At 64.0% G+C, this 19,606-nt stretch carries 1 protein-coding gene (running past one end of the window); it reads right to left on the reverse strand.

Going from position 1 to position 19,606, the window contains the following annotated elements:
• Positions 1 to 19,364 carry the 5' portion of a matrixin family metalloprotease gene (locus tag B6V76_RS06010; RefSeq protein WP_141104887.1) on the reverse strand. 18,889 nt of this gene lie to the left of the window's left edge, so only the first 19,364 of its 38,253 coding nucleotides appear in the window; the start codon lies at positions 19,362 to 19,364; its stop codon lies off the left edge, out of view.
• Positions 19,365 to 19,606: the final 242 nt, after the last annotated feature.

Raw genomic sequence — 19,606 nt, forward strand, 5'->3', positions numbered from 1 at the left:
GCCACGCCCCAGAACTGCGGCAGGCCGCTCGACAGGCCGCCCGTTTCCAGCACGAAGCGCGCCGCGGCAGAGCCGATATTGCCGAGCTTGTAGACCTCGATCGTGCCCGAGGCTTCGAGCGCGAAGCGGAAGACCTTGGAGCCGTCGGCCTTGATGTAATCGCCGAAGGTCAGTTCGGCCTGGGCGCTCAGCTTGATCAGCGGCTCGTCGGTGATGCCCGCCGAGTTCAGCGTGATCGAGCCGGAGACGCGGATGAAGAAGACGCGGGTGGTGGCCGGGTCGGCATCGGCGCCGGGCTGGCCGCCTTCCTGCATCTGGTCGATGACGCGGAAGCTCTGCTGGCTCGCACCACCCTCGTTGCCCTGCAGGTCGGACCAGCTGCCCTCGTTGAAGAAAACCGTGACCGTGCCGAGGCCGAATTCGCGCGAGACATAGTAGCGGAAGGTGCCGTCACCCATGTCGGTCGGGGTGAGATCCAGCAGATCGAGGTTGGCCCCGCCTGCCCCGCCGAAGGTGAACTCGTCGCCGTCGATCGTCGCCGCGTCAATCGCATAGAGCGCGTTGAGGCTCGGATCGCCCAGCGTGTCGAAGGTGATGTCGATATAGGAAGCGGTGTCGGTGGGCTTGATCGAGAGCGTCGTCGGATCGATCGCCTCGGAGGCAGCGGCCCCGTAAGTCCATGCGCCCGCCGCATAGGTCAGGGTCAGCACCGCGCCGTCGGCGGCGTCGGCGGAGTCGAAGGTCACAGCGAACTCGCCTGGGGGACCACGGGCTTGGATCCCGGTGATCGTGATCGAGTTGCCGTCGATATCGGTCAGCGTGAAGTCCGTGGTCGCGAGGCTGCTATCGGTCAGCGTCTGGCTCGTGCCGAGCGACAGTGCCACATAGGTCGCCGTCGGCGCGCTGGCACCCAGACCGATCTTGCCGGTCGTCACCACCAGATCTTCGCTGTTGGTCGCGGTGATCGCCTTGATGGTGCCGCCATCGGTGCCGAGCCAGTCGAAGCTGCCCGAGATGAACTCGACCGAGACGTTGTCGTCGAGGTTCGAACCCGCGAAGTCGCCCAGGTACCAGATGCGGAAGATCGGGTTGCCGTTCGCGTCGTCGCCCATGTAGGTCGGCGCCTGGCTGTCATCGACCTCGATCGTGTAGCCCGTCGCGCTCAGGATAACCTCGGCGCCCGCATCGGTGATGCTCTCGAGATCGATGCCGGTGGCGTAGCTCGGCAGCTCGAAGGTGACGTCGACGAAACCGCGCTCGTTCAAGGGCGCCTGCCCCACCGAGGCGCCTTGGACCGGGTCGGTCAGGCTCGCACCGAGTTGGACGAGACGGAAGCTCTGGGTCTTCGCGTCATTGTCATAGCTGCCCGAACCGAAGCTCGCTGCGGCGAAGTCGACCTGCACCGAGCCTGCGGTGAACTTGCCCGAGAGGAAGTAGCGCACGGTCAGTCCGTCGCCCACGACCAGCGCCGAGGAAACGGTGACGCCATTGGCACCCGCGCCCGAGAAGCTGATCTCGTCGCCCAGAGTGCCGAAGTCGATCTCGTCGCCATAGGTCGGCGTGTAGCGCACGTCGACGAAGGCCACCGAAAGCGTGCTGGCATCGAAGGAGACCGGGCCGGTCGCATCGTCGGCCGTGCCATCGGCGCGCAGAACGGTCGGCTGATCCTCGATCGTCGCGATGCGCGAGATCGTGGTGTCCGCCGCAGCCGCGCCGGTGGTGAAGTAGCGGAAGATATAGTCGCCCGAGGTCGCCTGCGGGTTCAGCCAGACCGGGGCGAGTGTATCGTCGAAGGTGATCGAACCGCTGCCGCCGAAGGTGAATTCCGGCGCGAGATCGGTGATCGAGCCCACATCGAGCGCGCCGCCGACCGGACGCTCGAAATGCAGGTCGACATAGCCGCGCCCGTTGACGTCACCGAGCCCCGTGCTGCCCTCGTTCGCCGGATCGACCAGATCACCCTGCGGGCCCGAAACGGTGAAGGACAGCGTCTGGACACGGTTCTTGGCCGCATCGCCGAAGCTGTTCGCCGCCAGCGTCACGTCATGGCTGCCGATCCCGAGCGAGCCGTCTGCGAAGACGCGGATCGTGCCACCCATATCCATCAGCTCGGTGATTGTCAGGCCGGTCACCGTGACGTCGCCGATCGCCAGTTGATCGGTGATGTCCTCGCCGTAAGCCCCGCTCAGTGCGATATCGAAATAGGTGCGGTCGCCCGGCAGGTTGGCGGTGCTATCGGCCGTAGGATAGGTCGAACCGCTCTTGACCACGATGGTCGGAGCGCTTTGCGCTGTCGTCGCAAAGAAGGAGATCGAGGTGATATCCAGCGTCAGCGTGATCGTCTGCGGATAGAGATCGCCGGTGAGCGACGCGGGCTGCGCCGAGTTGGTCTCATCGATGAAGGTCTGCAGCGAGTAGATGAAGGAGATCTTCGTCGGATCATTCGCATCGTTTTGCAGCAGCGCCGGCGCACCCTCGCCCAGTTCGACACGGAAGGTGCCGCCGCTCAGGCGCGAAGTCTCTACCGTGTCGGTCTGCACGGCGAACTCGGCGGCGAGGTCGAGCACCGAAGCCGGGTCGAGCACGTAGCCCGCCGGGATATTGGTGAAGGTGATTTCGACCGAACCGTCGGTGATCTCGAGATTGGCCACCACGCCCAGACCGTCCTCGCCGCTCTTGATCTCGGGGTCAGTCGTCGGGTTCGCGCTGCCGGAATAGCGGTAGGACCAACCCTGTTCGACAGCAGAGATGGTGAGATCGCCATAGGTCTTGCTGCTGTCGAAGCTGCCGGTGAGCCAGTAGCGATAGACCGGGGCCGCGTCGGTGCCGCCCACGCGGACCGGGGCCACACCATTGTCGATCTGCACATTGCCGAGGCCCGCGCCGCTCAGCGTGAACTCCGCACCGCCATCGGTGATCGAGGCCGCGTCATAGACGAAATCGCTGTCGGGCACGTCTGGGAACTGGATGTCTATATAGTTGCGGCCGTTGAGCAGATTCACGTCGATCGCGGCGCCCGCGCCCGGATCGACCATGATCGCGGTCGCGCCTTCGACGGTGATGACGCTGTCACCGGTGGCGCCTGCATTGCCCGCCGCATCCTTCCATTCGCCGTTGAAGGTGAGCGTGTAGCTGCCCGGCGCGAAGTCGAAATTCGCTGTCGTGATGGCATAGGCGAATTGCGTGATGCCCTCTTTCTTGAGCAGCGCATAGAGTTCGGCGCCATTGCCGGGCAACGCGTGGTCATAGTCCGCACTGCTGACGGCGACGATCCGACCATCGGCATCGAGACCGAGCTTCTTCAGGCTCGCCGTGCCGTCGGCGTTCATGAACATAGCGACCGGGTCCGGCGCGTTGGAGATATCGATCGCGGTGTTGGCCGTCGTGCCATCCGCATTACCGGTGCGGGTCAGCGTGAACTCGGCTCCGGGATCGAGGATCGAGGCGTAATCGAGCGAGCCGCTGCCCGCGGGATCGAAAGTCACGATGATGCGCTGATCGGCATTGGCGAGGTTCACGTCGACCGTGTAGCCGTCGCCGTCCAGCTGATAGGGCGCGCTGAGCGAGGCTTCGGGCTCGACCACCGAGAACACGGCATCGGGCGTGACGGTGTTGTTCTTGCCGGTTTGCGTGGCGTTGTTCGCCCAGGTATCGGAGGCGAAACGCACGGTGTAGTCGCCAACGGCGAGCTGCTTGTTCGTCAGGTCGGGATCGGAAGTATCGATGAAGTAACGCACCTTGCCGCCGCCGATCGCGATGGCGCCAAGGATGTCGATCTCGTCGCCATTGTCATTGAACAGCTTGAACGGCGCCACCGCATTGGTCGCGATCGCGGCGAGAGTCTCGGCGGTGATCTCGCCGCCGATCTCGGCGATGAACTTGATATCGACCCACGGGCCCGCGACAGCCGGGACGCCGCTGTGGATCGAGGTGTCCTCGGGCGCATAGACCGTCTGGTTCGTCGCGGTCTCGGTGTAGGACCAGGCCTGGAACAGGAATTCATACGTTACCGAGTCCACATTGCCCGAACCGGTCAGCCAGAAGCGGAACGTGTCGTCACTGACCTGCGCAGGCGCCTGCGTGTTGTCGAGAGCGAAGTCACCACCCTTGATCTCGAATTCCGGCGTCAGGTCGAGAACCGAGGCCGCATCCACCGTCGCACCGTTCACCGTCGGGAAGGTGATGTCGATATAGGCGCGCTCGTTGAAGTTGCCGACGCCGGTGACGCCACCATCGCTCGGCCCGTCAAGGCGCTGCGTCGGCGTCGCGGCCTGCTCTTCGACCACGGCGAATTGCGTGGCCTCGCCAAGGATGTCCTTGAAGCCGAACTGCAGCGAACCCTTGATCGTCAGCAGATCCAGCTGATCTGGAATCTTCACAAGCAGAAGGATTGTCGCCTCGCCGGACGCGATCTTCGACAGGTTCGCGTAGAGCCGCGCCGAGAGCGACAGGTTGTCGGCGGCGAAGTTGAGTTGGCCGATCACGAGAATCTTGCCGTCGGTCGATATCTTGATCGTGACCTGACCGTTGAACACCGCCTGCGAGGTGTAGATCGAATAAAGCTTGGCCGAGCCGGTGATGATCATCGGCGAGGTGAAAGCCGCAGCAAACCCGCCGCCCGCCGCCGAGCCGTTCTGGATCGCGATATACTGGTTCACCACCTGCTGCTGCACCGAGTTCAGCCAGTCATCGACCGAGACGTTCAGCGGCAGCGCAAAATCGGGGCCGTTGAGCTCTTCGGGATCGGTGATGTCGGGCAGCGACTTGAAGAAGTCCACCCCGCCGGTGAAGTCGTTGATCGCGAGGCCCGAATTCGGCTCGAGCAGGATACCGCCCGGCACCGAACCCGAGACCAGCACGCCCAGCGGGCCCAGTTCCGACAGCGCGAAGCGGATGGTGAAGCCGCCCAGCCCCGAGAACGAGAAGCCCGCCTCGACCCCGATGAAGAAGATGCGATCTTTCACCGGGCTCGTCAGGTCAAAGGTGGAGAGCACCTGATTGCCGTCGCCGATCCGAATGATGCCGCCGATCAGCGCCCCCTCGATTTCGCCGCCGAACGCGTTGCCGCCGATCTTCACGCCGATCGAGTCTATGCCGATTATCGGGAATTTGCCGTCCAGCAGAAGGCCCACATCGATGCGGATACCCTCGACCGTGCCCTCGAAGGTCAGCCCGTCATAGCCCTGCAGCCCGGTGATCGACGCCGACAAGGTCAGGACGAAATCGCTCGGGTCGGCCTGAATGTCGGGCCATTGCACGCCGATCTCAGTGATCTTGATCGGCAGCCAGCTCGGCCATTTGAAGTTCGCCCCGGAGGCGCCGCCCACGCCGATGAAGACGCCGAAGCCCTGCTTGGTGACGAAAGTGCCGTCGCCGAGGAAGGCGAACTGCCGCGCCTCGCCCGAGAGGTTCAGCGAACCGATCTTCAGTTCCGCGCCGATCGACACGAAGCTGATCAGCTCCTCGTCATCGGCTGCCCCGGTGTCGAGCGACAGGCCCACCCCCTTCAGCTTGAGGACCGAGCCGATATTGATCTCGAAGGTGTCGAGCTCGAAGATGAAGCCGTCGACCACGCCGTCGGTGAAGGTCAGGCCAGCTTTCAGCGCGAGCGTGTCGTTCACGTCCTCGCCCGAGACGCGGTCGGTGACCTTGGCGTTGATCGCCTTGCCCGGCGCGAAGGTCGCCCCGCCAGAGCCGACATAGATCGTGCCGTCGAAAGTCACGTCCTGGCCGAAGATCAGCGAGAAGTCGGTGACGCCGATGCGCAGATCGTCGAATTCGAGGATCGAGCCGAACTTGATCTTGCCGGTAGCACCATCGGTACGCTGGACCGCGCCCGTGCCGGTACCAGAGCCCGCGCCGGTGCCCGAATAGATGATCTCGCCGCGCCCGATGCGGAAGCCGTTGTCGTAGATCGTGAGGCCGCGCACGCCCTCAAAGGTCGTGATCTGGCCCGCGATGCCGAATTTCGGGAAGGTGACCTTGATCGTGTCGATCTTGATGATCTCCTGACCCGCGCCCTCCGGCGTGCCCGCGACCGGAGTTTCGGGCGCGGTCCAAGAGGGATCGTATTCGACCTTGATGCGGTCGGCCTCGAAGAGGACCACATCAGGGATCGAGCCCGTCAGCTTGTCGGCGGTGATCGACCATTTGCCGGTGAGCGAGACGACCGGATCGTCGCCGCCGCCCGAAATCACGCCCATCACATCGATGCCGATATCGAACTTCACCAGCAGGTTGGTCAGGGTGATCTGGGTGCCGCCGCTATTGGTCTGGGTGCCGTCGGCATTCTGCGTCGCGGTGCCACCGAAGGCGAGCGAAGCGCTTTCCGCTCCGACCGAGATCGTCAGGACCAGCAGACCGTCCTTGAAGCCGAGCTTCGCAAGACCGACCTTCGGCGCGAGGATCGAGACCGGACCGACCTTGATCGGGGTCGCAGCCTCGGCCGCCGGCAGTTCCTGCACCTTGAAGATCTGCACATAGGCGGTGGTCTTCGCGGGCGAAGCGACCGAGCCGTTCTCGCCGCCGAACCAGTAGACGACATCGTCGGAGGTGCTGTCCAGATTGGCGCCGCGATCGGTGTATTTCCAGGTGCCGGTGATGAACTCGACCTGCACATCGCCCACGTTGAAGGCCGGGTTCGCCTGCGAGGTCGAGGTCGAAGTCGGCGTGCCGACCACACCCGTGCCGGTGGCGGTCGCGGCGGGCGGCTCGGCGAAGACGTAATAGCGATAGGTCGTCTTGCCGATCTTCTCGACCGTGTAGGTGCCGTTGGTGTTCGTCAGCAGATTGACGTTCGACGCGCCGCCCGTGCGCACGAAGCGGATCTCGTCGCCATTGATCGAGCTTCCATCGAGGATCTCGCCATTGGGCAGCACGAAGGTGACGTCGATATAGCCCTTCGAGTTCAGCATCGACTTGTCGATCACCGCGCCATTGAAGGGCGAGGCGAGCTCGATCGAAGGCGCGGCGTTGATCGTGGTCAAATCCTGCGGATCGGTCGCCGGGTTCGCCGCGGGCGCATTCTGAACCGGCGTCTTGCGGATCGTGAAGCGTTCGTATTCGGCGGCGCTCTGGGCCCCGGCGGCATCGCGCCAGGAGTTGGCGAGGAACTGCACCTCATAGGTGGTGTTCGCGGACAGGCTCACAGGCGTGGTGATCTGGTAGCGATAGGTCGGGCGCGCCGTGCCTTCGACCAGCACCCCTGCCCCATCGACCGTGATCGCCGCCGTCGTGTCGCCGTAGCGTGCGGTGATCGTGAACTCGGGGTCGATATCGGTGATCGAGTCCGGGTCGATGCCCAGCGGATAGGCCGGGTAGGCATCCGCGTCCAGACGGTTGGTGTTGTAGAAAGTGACGTCGATATAGGTGAAGCCGTCGAGATTGATGATCTGGCCATTGAGCGGCGAGGCAATATCGGCGGTCAGCGGGCGCAGGTTCGTCGTCGGCGTCACCGAGACGGTCTCGCCAAAGAGCGTGTAGCCCGTCACCCGCATATCGGTCAGCTGGAAGCCGGTCGCGCCGCCGAAGCTGAACTGGGCCGCGCCTTCGATGCCGAAGCTGTCGGCTCCAGGCGGCGTCACGGTGATCGAGGTCTCGGGCGCATCGACCGAGATCCGGCCATCGGGCGTCTTGTTGAACAGAACGTCGTTGGAACTGATCACCAGCAGATCGCCGGTCTCGGCCACGCCGAAGCTGATCTCGACCGAGCCCTTCACGCGCTCCATCTGCGGGGCGACAAAGGTGATCGCGGCCGGAGTGGCCGAGGTGCCGCCTTCGAGCAGCGGGAAGCCGGTCACTGTGGTCGAGAAGGCGGTACCCGACGTGTTGAGCCACACTTCGACCGTGCCCGAGATATTGAGCCCCGGAATGCCCAGCGCCTGAACCTCGCCCTTCGCATAGACCGCGAATTTGCGATTGGCGGAGGTGCCGAATTCGAAGATCGCGATCGTGGTGTTCGAGATCAGCAGGCCGATATCGTCATTGGGGTCGTTCGGGTCGCCCGCATCGCCGAGGAAGATCGAGATGTTACGCCCAATCTTGCCGCTGGTCGCGCCCGCAGGCAGTTCGGCCGGGAGAATGTCGCTCAGGCTGCCTTCGATGGTGAAGTAAGGCTCGTAGCTCAGCTTCACCTCGGCCAGCGCGATCTGGTTCACATTGGCCTGACCTCGGAAGTCGAGAATGTAGGTCGCATCGCCCACGTCGACTTCTTCGTAGATGTCGGTGCGCGAGGTGGTGTTGATGCGGATGATCGCGCTGGCCGAAGCAGAGAAGCCTGCCGCCGAGCCTTGCGCGCTCGCCTCGATCTGCGCGGCAATGCCGTTCAGCGACGGCGTGGCCGAACCCGAATAGATCAGGATAACGCCCTTCGCGTCGTCGATGGTGAAGCCGTCGCCATTCGAGTCCGTATAGCCGCCCGAGACCCCGGTGAAGGCGATGGTCATGCGCTTGGTCTGGGTCGGAGCAACCCCGGTCGTCAGCTGCGAGAACATCAGCGTGCCGCTCAGGCTGATCTCGGGGGCGTTGCCCACGTCGATCGTGCCGTCATCGTCGTTATCAGTCGCGTTGAAGTCGACAGAGAAGGCGGCGTTCTCGACTTCGACCCGCAGGAACTGGCCGCGCGGCAGGTCGAGCACATTGTTGTTCCCGAAGTCGACATAGACCGCCTGAATGGAGGTGTTGATCTCGAGCGTCGCCGTCGTGCCATTGCCGATCTGATAGGCATTGGTGCCGTCGTTGAACGCGATATCGGGAAGCGTGACCGAGAAGCTGCCAGCCATGCCCTGCGGCATCAGATAGAGCAGCGCGTTGCCGGTGAATTCATAATCGCCGAATGTCAGGGTGATGTCGGTCAGCGAGATTTTCGAGTAGACCGCGCCCGTCGCGCTCGTGGTCTTTTCGAAGGACAGATCGCCGGAGAAGGCAAAGTCGGCATCGTCTGCGCTGGTGGGCGTATCGCCCGAGAGGTTCACAAGAAGCTCGATCCCCGTTCCCACCGGATCTCCATAAGCCGAGACCGAGAGGAAAGTGCCCTTGTAGCTGAGGTCGTAGAACGCCTGCAGCGGGGTCATATCTGCAAAGGCCGTGGCACCGGGGTCGAGGCCCGTCACCTCCGTAAAGTCGAAGCCCGTGAGGATCGTCTGGGCGCCCGCTCCTGCGGTGCCCGACTTGCCTTGGTTGAGCTTGAGCTCGACGCCGCTCGCACTGATCGCGACGCCCGGAATACCGGCAAGCGCCACCTCTGCGATCGAAGCGTAGAGCGCGGTGTATTTCTCGCCGCCCACCACCGCGACGCCATTGGCATCGACCTGGCTCAGCATGGCGAGGCGGAAGGAGAAGTTGGTCAGGACCAGACCCTGTGCCCCCGAAGTATCGGCCATCGGCTGCACGACCGGGGTGGCGCCCGAGGTATCGACCTCGAAATACGGCCCGCCGGTGCCGACAAAGGCGCTGATGCCATTGCCAGAGATTTCGGTGGCGGCAAACTTCTGGTCCGATACCGCGCCCACGGTCAGGGTCGCGCCCTTCTGGAAGGCCACCTGCCCCGCAAGGAAGACGTAATCCTCGAAGCCCAGCACGACGAAGCCGGACGCTGCAAGGATCGCGCCATTGGCATCGAGCGTCACGGTATCGGTGTCGCTCACCTTCACGTCGAAACCGCCGCCATTGAAGCTTGCGAGGTTCAGCGCTTCCTTGGCCTGCGTGCTCAGAAGTTTGCCCTGGTTCAGCTCGACCTCGAGCCCGTAGCCTGAGAGCGTCACGCCGTCGATGCCCACTAACTCGACCGTGCCGCCCGCCTTCAGCGCCATGTACGAAGCCGCCGCCGGATCGGTCGCGGCCAGCGCCACGCCATTTGCGTCGACCGTCTTGAACATGGCGAGCGCGAGATAAGCATCGGTGATCTTCAGGCCGACCGCATCGCCCTGATCGCCGAAGGCCTTGGTCAGGTCGTAGCCGGTGCCGACGAAAATGTTCACATGCTGTGCGCCGACCGTCACCGCCTTGAGATTGCGGCTCGTGCTCGTGCCCGCGACGAGGGCGGAATAAATCTCGCTCGACTGGGTGAAGGCGAACTCGCCCTGGATGAAGACATAGGAGTCGAAGCCGATGGTCAGGGAGCCCGACACTTCCAGCGTCGCCACGGTCAGTTCGTCGAAGGTGATCGTCTCGGCGCCGACCGTGATGTCCCAGGTGCCGCCCACCCCGCCATAGGTGAAGTCGAGCGTATTGTAGGGCGTCGTTTCGTTGCCGCCGCGGTTCATGATCAGCGTGAGCGAGCCATCGACCGTGACATTGTCGACGCCGATCAACGAGGCCCCGCCCGTCGCCTTCACGACCATCCAGCTCTTGAGCGGAGTGGCTGTCGGGTTCGCCGGATCGAGCGGCATTTCCTTGACGATATGCAGGCCCATGCGCTGCAGCGAGAGCGCGACGCCCGTCGCATCGGAGGTGGCATCGACTTCGCCATTGGTGATCGTCGGCGTGCCGATCCCGGCGAAGACCACGGCATCCGAGATACCGATCGACAGCACCGAAGCCTCGAAGGAGGTGGTCGAACCGACCATGCGGGCTGCGACCTTGTCGGTCTTGGTCAGCGTGATCTGGCCTTCGATATGGACGAAGTCCTCGATCACGATCGTCGCACCCGCGAAGAGCGAGAAGCCCGACTGGCTCATATCGAGGACCGTGTCAGTGGTGGCCGGATCGACGTCATTGCCATTCGTCGCGGCGAGCAGGTCCTGACCGGTGATGCCGGTGTCGCCATCGGTCCATTCGGTCGAGTCGAGATTGATCGACTGGCCCCAGTCGAGCACGCCGATCACGCCGGTCGCATCATTCGCCTTGTTCATCTCGAGCGACAGCGTGTCGAGCGTGATGTCCACCAGATCGACCCCCGTCAGCGAGGCCGAGGCGATATCGGCCTTGAGCGCGGTGAAGGCGCGGGTGTCGGTGAGCGGATTGGCCGCCTTGATCGAGGCGAGCAGGATATCGGCGCTCGCGATGGTGATGCCGGGACCATCGGGAATGCCGATGAAGAACTTGGCCTCGTAATCCGCCGGAGCGTCGCCGCCATTTGCAGCCTCGTCCGCAGGATTAATGCTCAGGCTGATCCGGGTCAGCACCGCATCGTTCATGTCGGTCGCGATATCGAAGGTGCCATCGTGGTTCACGTCCACATCGACGATATCCTGCGACAGAGTGAACTTCGCGCCCACATCGACGAAACCGAAGGCGTTGAGCGTCAGGTAGCCCACGACCTGCGTGCGGTCGGCGCTGGCGTCGAACGTGGCCACCTCGTCATTCGGGCCATAGGTGAACGTGACAGCGGCGGGCGGATCGTTCGCGGGATCCCCCTGCGCGGGCGTGCCGTCCAGATCGATCGAGTTCCAGTCGAAGAAGGTGGTGATACCGTTCCCGGCAGGCTTCGTTGCGTAATAGTCGAGCGAGAAGGCGTTGACCGTCAGTTCCATTCCCTCGGGCAGACCGGCGAGCGTGCCGCCCTGGATATTGCCCAGCACCGCGGTCGCCGAAGGCGTGGCGGTCACGGGCAGCGTGCTGTTCGCAGGCGGGGTCGCCTTGATCAGCGCGAGCGCGATATCGGCGGAAGCCACCGACAGGCCTACACCGCCGGGCTGGCCGACGAAGAGCTCCTGCACATGCAGGCCGATCAGCATGAGGCTCGCGTTTTCGAGACCCGCATTGGTGCTATCCAGCTCTGCCTCGATCTGGTTGCGCATCACGATGTCGAAGGTGGCCGAGCCGGTGACGAAGCCGAAGATATCCAGATCCAGACCGCCCGAGATCACCAGATCCGTGCCGTCTTCGGGCGCAACCGCGTCGACGCCCAGATCCTGAATGATCGGTGCCCAGTCGAGTTGGTCGCTATTGGTGGCGTCACGCCCGTTCACCGTGAAGTCGAGCGAGGTCACCGTCAGGTCCAGCCCCTGCGGCAGGCCGCGCGGCGAGATCGTGTCGGCATGGGCGGACATCGCGGTCCAGCTGCGCGCGACGGCGCTCGGGTTTGCGACCAGATCGACCACCTCGGTCACCGAGATCAGGTCGAAGGCGAGCCCTTCGGCCGCGAAGCCCGTGCCCGCATCGGCGACCGCGTCGACCCGGTCGAATTCGTCATAGGTGAACTCGCCGTCCGCGCCCACGAAGACATAGGCGCCGTCGATCGAGAAGGAGAAGGCCTTGGCGCTGATCGTGCCGCCCTGCGGATCGTCGACGGTGAGATCGCGGATCACACCCGACAGGCCACCTGCCAGCAGGATCGCGCCCTCGATCTGCACTTCGACATAGGCGCCGAATTCGATGCCGAAGCCCGCATCGAGATTGGTGATGTCGGCCAGCGCGTTGATCTGATCGACGTCGGTCGCGCCCCAGTCGAGCTTGTTTCCGTCCGCATCGGCGCCGTTCATCGCGAAGTAGAGATCCTTCACCGTCGCGGTCAGCGGCAGGCCCTGCAGACCCAGTTGATCGACGCGCAGCGACAGGGCCATCCAGCTGCGGGCCACGGCGGGCGAGGTCACGGTGGCCGGGTCTTCTGACACCATCACCAGCTCGATCGAGCCGCCCTGCGCCACGAAGCCCATACCCTGATCGGGATCGATCGTGCCATCATTCTTGAGCGCACCGTCCACACCGGCGAAGAAATTCAGATCGCTCAGGGTGAAGATCAGAACCTTCGCCCCGCTCAGCGTGCCATCGGCGTCGATTGCGGTGGCGACCGCCACATCGGCGAGCAGGCTCTTGATCGAGAAGGTGCCCGTCGCGATCACGATGCCCGCGACGTTCAGCTCCGACACGGTGCCGGTCACCGACAGGATCGCGGTCGCGTCATAGCCATCCGTGCTGTCGGTGATCGTCAGGCCCAGATCGAGGCCCTTCCAGTTCATCACCGAGTTGTTGGCCGCGTTCAGCGGGTCGGTGTAGCCGAAGTTGGCTTCAACCGCGACGTCCGATATCCGCAGCGTGAAGCCCGTAAGGCCGGTCACGCCGACGCTTTGCGAGGTCACGAGGATTGCCGACCAACTTTTGACCGTGCGGGTCTCGACCACACCTGTCGTCAGCGGGTTGTCGGCGGTCTGGGTCACAGAGGCGAACTCGATGCCCACGTTATTCGCGTAAATCCCGGTGCCTTCGGTGGTGCTGACAGCCGTAATCTTGCCATCGGTGCGGGTGAAGACACCGCCTTGCCCCGCGAAGAAATAACCGCCGGTCAGCGAGAAGGTCATCACCGATGCGCCCTCGACGATCAGCCCGTTCTGGTCGTCGAGCGTCTCGGTCAGGATCTGCCCCGCCATCGTGCCAGCGACGGTGACGAAGCCGTCCACGGTGAACTCGACATAGCCACCGAAGGCGATGTTGAAGCTTGCGCCCATCTCGGTGACGTCGAACAGATCGCCCGAGGCGAGGTCGCCGATCTCGGTCACGCCGGTCGCGGCCCAGTCGATCCGCTCGCCATTCACCGCATCCGCGCCGTTGAAGCCGAAATAGAGGTCGAGGCCCTGCACGGTGACCGTGTTCGGCAGCCCCTGCAGACGCACCGTGGCTACGTCGAGCGCAACTGCGGTCCAGCTGCGCGGCACTGCCGGGAGGGTCACGCCTGCCGGATCTTCCTTCACCAGCACCAGTTGCAGCGAGGCGTTCTCGGCCACGAAGCCGGTGCCCTGATCGGGATCGATCGTGCCGTCGGACAGAAGCGCCCCACCGACACCTGCGAAGAGGTTCAGATCGGACAGGGTGAAGATCAGGATATTCGCACCCAGCACGGTCTCGGTCGTCATGCCCGAGGGCACTGTGATGTCGCTCGTGAAGCTCTTGATGCCGAAGGTACCCGAGGCCACGATCACGCCCGCCACGTTCAGCTCCGTCACGGTGCCGGAAACCGAGAAGCCATCGGCGCGGGTCAGGCCGTCGGTGGCATCGGCGAGGCTCAGCATGTCGAGCCCGGTGACTGCACCCAGCGACGCCCAGTTCAGGAAGGTGCCGTCGATGGCCGCGAAATTCCCGTCGACCGCGAGATCGGCCAGCGCGATCTGGAAGGCGTCGATGCCGCGCAGGCCAAGGCTCGCGACGGTGACGCGCAAGGCGGTCCAGCCGATGGTGACGGTCTCATCATCCCATTGCGTGGTCGCGTCGTTGTCGTTGGTCGCCGCATTATCGGTCAGCACGCCGAGGCGGGTCACCTGCGCGAATTCCAAGGCATCGCCCGCCGTCATCGAAGCATAAATGCCGGTGCCCTGATCGAGCAGACCCGTGACCTCGTTCGTGGTCGCATCACGGTCGAATGCGCCGCCCGCACCGACGAATATCTGCGCGCCGGTGATCTTGAAGCTGGTGATATCTGCGGCGGTCAGGGTGATCTCGCCGTCGTTGATATCGGCGGTCGAGATCGAGCCTTTGACCGTGCCATAGACCAGCACGAAGCCGTCGAGCGCCAGATCGAGCGTGCCGCCGAAGGCGATGCCGGTATCGGCATTGATCTGAGCGATCCCGGGGTTCTCGGTTGCGTCGACAATGGCCGACCAATCCAGCTTGGTCGCGCCGACCGAGGCCGTGTTCATGCGGAAGTAGAGCCCGGTGACCCCGAGCGCAAATTCTGTGGGCAGTCCGCGCATCCCGACGTAATCGACCGAGAGCGACAGCGCGCTCCAGCTCTTGGGCGTAGCGGTGCCGACTTGCTCTTTCACGACGATAAGCTCGAGCGTGCCGCCCGAGGCAAGGAAGCCGGTGCCCTGATCGGCAATCGCGGTGGGCGCATTCGCGTCATCGAAGGCACCGCCGACACCGGCGAAGAAATTCACATTCGTCAGGGTCAGCCGCGTGACCTGCGCATCGGTGATCGCCGCCTGGATGGTGTCGTCGATCGTCTCGGTCGAGGCCGAGAAGTTGAAGGTGGCGAGCGCGAAGACCGTCTCGGAAATCTCGACGGACAGCGTGCCGGACACGGCCAGCTGATCACCCGGGCCCAGATCGCCAAGCGCCGTGGTCACGTCGGTATCGTTCACGGTCGACCAGTCGAGGCGCGGGCCGGTCAGCGCCGTCGTCGAGTTCGAGGCCAGTGCCATGCCCGACAGCTTGATCTGAACCGCGTCGATGCCCTTGGCCTCCAGCGCGCTCAACGAGCCGATCACCCCGGTGTATTTCACGCCGGTCGTCGTGTCGGTCAGCAGGCCAAGCGCAAGATTACCACCCGCCGCATAGAGACCCGCAGCATCGCTCGCGAGGGCGAGCGTGGTCGTGCCGGTCGCCTCATCCGTTGTGGTGGACGCGCCCGTGCCCGCGAAGAACTCGACATCGCTGAGCATCACGAAGGTCAGCTTGCCCGCGGTGATATCGAGCAGATCGAGCGTCTCGGTGCTGCCCGCCTGCGCCGTCACGTCGATCGCCTTCAGCCCGAAGGTCGCGCGCAGATAGACGAAATCGCTCACCGCCAGCGTCAGCTTGCCCGAGACCGCGAGGCTTACCGTGTCGGTCACCTCTTCGAGGCCGGACAGGCTCGACCAGTCGAGAGTGGAGAGGGTGTTATCGCTGACCGAGTTGTAGAGCACTTTCAGGCTCGCAAGGTCCAGCGTCACGCCTTCGACATTCACCAGACCGAGGCTCGCGAGGCTCGCCGACACGCCGGTATAGCTGACCGGGGTCGGGTCGGTGGTGGTCAGGATGCCGATGTAGAAATTGCCACCCATCGCCGAGAAGCCGATGGCATTCGTGGTGTCGAGCCCGCTTGCGCCGATGGTTGCGCCCGAGCCCGCGAAGAGGTCCAGATCGGTAAGCGTGATGTAGAGCAGATCGCCGGTGACGCCGCCGACCGAGGTGCCCGCGGTCTTCTCGACCGAGAAGCCGCCGGTCAGCAGCACGGTATCCGAGATGTTCAGCTCGTCGATGGTCGCGCCGATGAAGAAGCGCTCGGTATTGTCGAAGCCGTTCGTGGCATCGGTCAGCGCGAGCGTCGTGCCCAGATCGAGCCCCTTCCAGGTCATCACGGTCAGGTTCACCGCGACCATCGCATCGGTCGAATTCACCTCGACCACGAAATCGCTGACCGCGAGGGTGAAGCCCGGAATGCCCGCGACTTCGACCGTGCCGACATAGAGTTTGATCGCACTCCAAGCATTCAGCACGGCGCCGGTCGTTCCATCGACATTCTTCACCGAGGCGAATTCGAACAGCACCCCTTCCGCGCCGAAGCCGGTCCCGACAAGTTTGCTGTCGCCATCGCGGTCCAGCCCGTTGACCTTGCCATTCCCATCGGTGGTGAAGCTGCCGCCGCTGCCCACGAAGATGTAGCCATCCGCCAGCGCGAAGGTCATCACCTGCGCATCGGTCAGATCGGTGCCAAGCGGATTATCCGCCGCGGCGATGGTCTGCTTCGTCACCGTGATCGAGATATCGCCCGCAAGCAGAACGGTGCTCTTGATCGTGAAGACCGCGCGCACATCGATGGTGAAGCCCGTGAAAGTGCTGTCGAAGCTGAAGCTCGGCCCGCCGACCTGCGTCCAGTCGAACGCCATGCTGGCATAGGTCACGTCGAGCGCATCGACGGTCGCGGTCACGTTGCTGATCCCGTGCAGCGTCGCCGCGGTCGAGAGTTCCAGCGCGGTGACCTTCTGGCCTAGGTTCGCCCCAGACGAGGTCACGGTGAACATGGCCAGGGTGAGATTGAGCGTCGGGATTTCGAAGCCGGTGGCATTGGTCAGGTCGTAGCTGCCGCCCGAGACTTCGGCGCCGACGCCCGCGAAGAGGCGCCCGCCGATGATCGAGAGGGTGAAGTAATCGCCATCCTCAGATGCACCATCGAAGGTCACGCCGGTCTTGGCGGAGCTTTCCAGGGCGAAGGTGCCGCTGACATAGACCGCGTCATTCACAATCAGCGTCGCGGTGGCTTCGACCTTGGTGAGCGCACCGTTCAGCGTCAGCCCGGCATCGCTCAGCGCGCCTTGATCCCAATTCAGCGGGGTAGCGACGCCCGACGCGGTGTTCACTTGCACCGCGACATTGCTCACCTCGGCGGTCAGCCCGGTAATGCCAACCGGGGTCGCGTTGGCAAAGGAGAAGTCGATGCCGGTATAGGTGGTGCCGCCCGCGCTCAGCACCGCGAACGTGCCGGTGAAGCCGGTGACCGAGAAACCGAAGGCGTTGGTGGTGTCGACGGTGACCGGGCCGCTCGTGTCGAAGACCGCACCGGTGCCCGCGAAGAATTTGACCGCGTCGAAGCCGAAGACCATCAGATCGCCGATCGTGTCGGTCGCGCCGGTCAGGCCGCTGACGATGGTCTTCGTAAAGCTGAAGCCGCCCGCGATCAGAACCTCGCCGCCGATGGCCAGCGTCACGTTGCCCGACACTTTCGCGAGCGGCGCGGTCGCGCCCGTCGCTACGCTGTCGATCTCGGAGACGACGAGCTTGGCGCTCAGCGCATCGTTGGGGTCGGTCAGTTGCGAGGTCACCAGTTCCAGCGTGCCGTTCGAGAGCGTTGCGGTCACGCCGTCGACATTCACCAGACCCAGCGCATCGACCGCGCCATTGGCGATCACCCACTGGCGGCCCGTCGCGGTCTCGCGGATCATCTTGACCGAGAAGCTGAGGTTGTCGACCGCGAAGCCGACCGAGCTGTTGGGCTGGCCGCGGGTGAAGTAGCCGTTCGCACCGCTGCCCGCGAAGAACGAGCCGCTGGTGAGCGCGATGGTGGTGACCTCGAGACCGCCGGTGACGGCGGTCGTCGTGCCGGTGCCCACTTCGTAGAGCACACCGTCGAGCCCGGTATTGGTGGTATAGCCAATCGGCGCGCCGACGCCGTCACTGGTCGCGAGGCTCACGAAATCGCCGACCGAGATTTCCATCAGCCCGGCATTGCCCGCGAAGCCTGCAGTGACGAAGCCCGGCCCGTCGATCGCGAAGGCATCGGCATCGGTGCCACCCTCGAGACGCTCGACCCCAGTGAAGGTGATGGTGAGGCCGTTCCAGCTCAGCGACCCTTCGTTGATGCCGGTGATCGTCCAGACCGTCGCGGCATCCGGCCCCTCGATCGTGTCGCTGAGGCCGACCCCTGCCGCGACCGAGGTGATCGGGGCGCCGGACGTGCCATAGGTCGTGCCGTTGACGGTGACGGTGCCGTCGAGGTTCACGGTATAGGTCAGGTTGCTGTCGGCGGTGCCGTCGAGCGCGCCACCCGCTTCCGAGATCGCGCCGGCGACGGGAGCGCCGAGGCTCGGGGCCGCGTCGGGAAGACCGATGCGCTCGCCGGTGCCGAGCGTTGCGCTCATCACCGCAGCGTCCGCATCATGGTCTAGGCCGAGTGCGTGGCCGATCTCGTGAAGCAGAACCGTGTAGAGGTCGACGCCCTCGGAGGCCGCACCGTCCGTCGCCACCAGACGGTCGCCTGCGAGCAGATCGAATTCGGAGCTGTCGGCGGGCGTCGCGTCGATGAACCAACCGGCCCCGGCAGCGTCGGCGTCGATCTCGATCAGCGTGCCGGTGATACGGGCGAGTGCGCCGTCCTCGAGATCGGTGATGGTAAAGGTGAGTTGCGACAGGATCGCCGCGTCGGTGCGGCTGGCCCACTGAGCGAGGGCTTCCTGGAAGATCGGGGCGACCTGAGCCTCGGTGATATCCGCAGCGCCAGTATCGGTGCTGTCCGCGGTGGCGTCGAGAAGCAGATATTGCGGCTCTGCGCCCTCGTCAGCCGGGCTATCCCCTTGATTTTCGCTGGTATCGTCGGAGCCAGCAGTGACAGACCCGGCGTCCGGATTGTCAGTGTTTTCGTTATTTTCCAGTGTATTAGAGGTCGCAGCCGGGGGGCCGGTCGCCTCGTGACCCGTCAGGTCCGCCACGGAACTGCCAATCGGGTCCTGCCCTGCATGGGGCATATCTTCCAGCCACGACAGCGCCGATTCCAGCAGCTGCTGCACCTGAACGGCAGTCAGGAAACCGCCGGAATGAAGCTGGTCCGCTGCCGTTTCCAGCAGCGCTGCAGCCTGTTCGCGTGCCGGTTCGGCGACCGCTTCGAGCGGTGCCACTTCCGGCTCATGCGCCCAATCCTCGGGCCAGGCCACGTCGCTTTGCGGGCCTTCCTCGGGATCGTGATCGGCTGCCAATTCGTCCTGCTGATGCAGGTCATCGACGGTCTGAACTAGGGCGGAAAGCCCTTCGATCGGGTCGATTTGATGTGCGGTCGCCGCAACGCGGGCCAATTCGCCGAACACCGGGTCCGCCGAGAGCAAAAGCCGCGGCTCGAGGGCCTCGATGCGGTAATTTTCTTCGCGGTGAAGGGTGTTATCGGCTTCGTGGAGCGCGCCTTCATTGGCCAGACCGACGTCATCCTGCACGTCGGAGCGGGTCCGACGCAGGAATTTGGTCACACTGGTCAAGCCGAACAAAGACAAGACGCGCCTGAAGCTCACCGGTTTCGGCAAGCTCCCTCCCAAAGTTGCGATATGAACGCGGTTCCGCCTTCTGACGAAATTTTGTTCTCTTTTAGGCTGAACCTACGCAGAAATATTGCAACGGAAATAGTATCCACAGGACGCGCAAGTCGATCATTTTAAAATTATTTCAAATACTTATTAGTTTTACCAAGCGTCAACGATCAAACTTATCCACA

The organism is Thioclava sp. IC9 (genome assembly GCF_002213225.1).
Lineage (GTDB): Bacteria > Pseudomonadota > Alphaproteobacteria > Rhodobacterales > Rhodobacteraceae > Thioclava > Thioclava nitratireducens.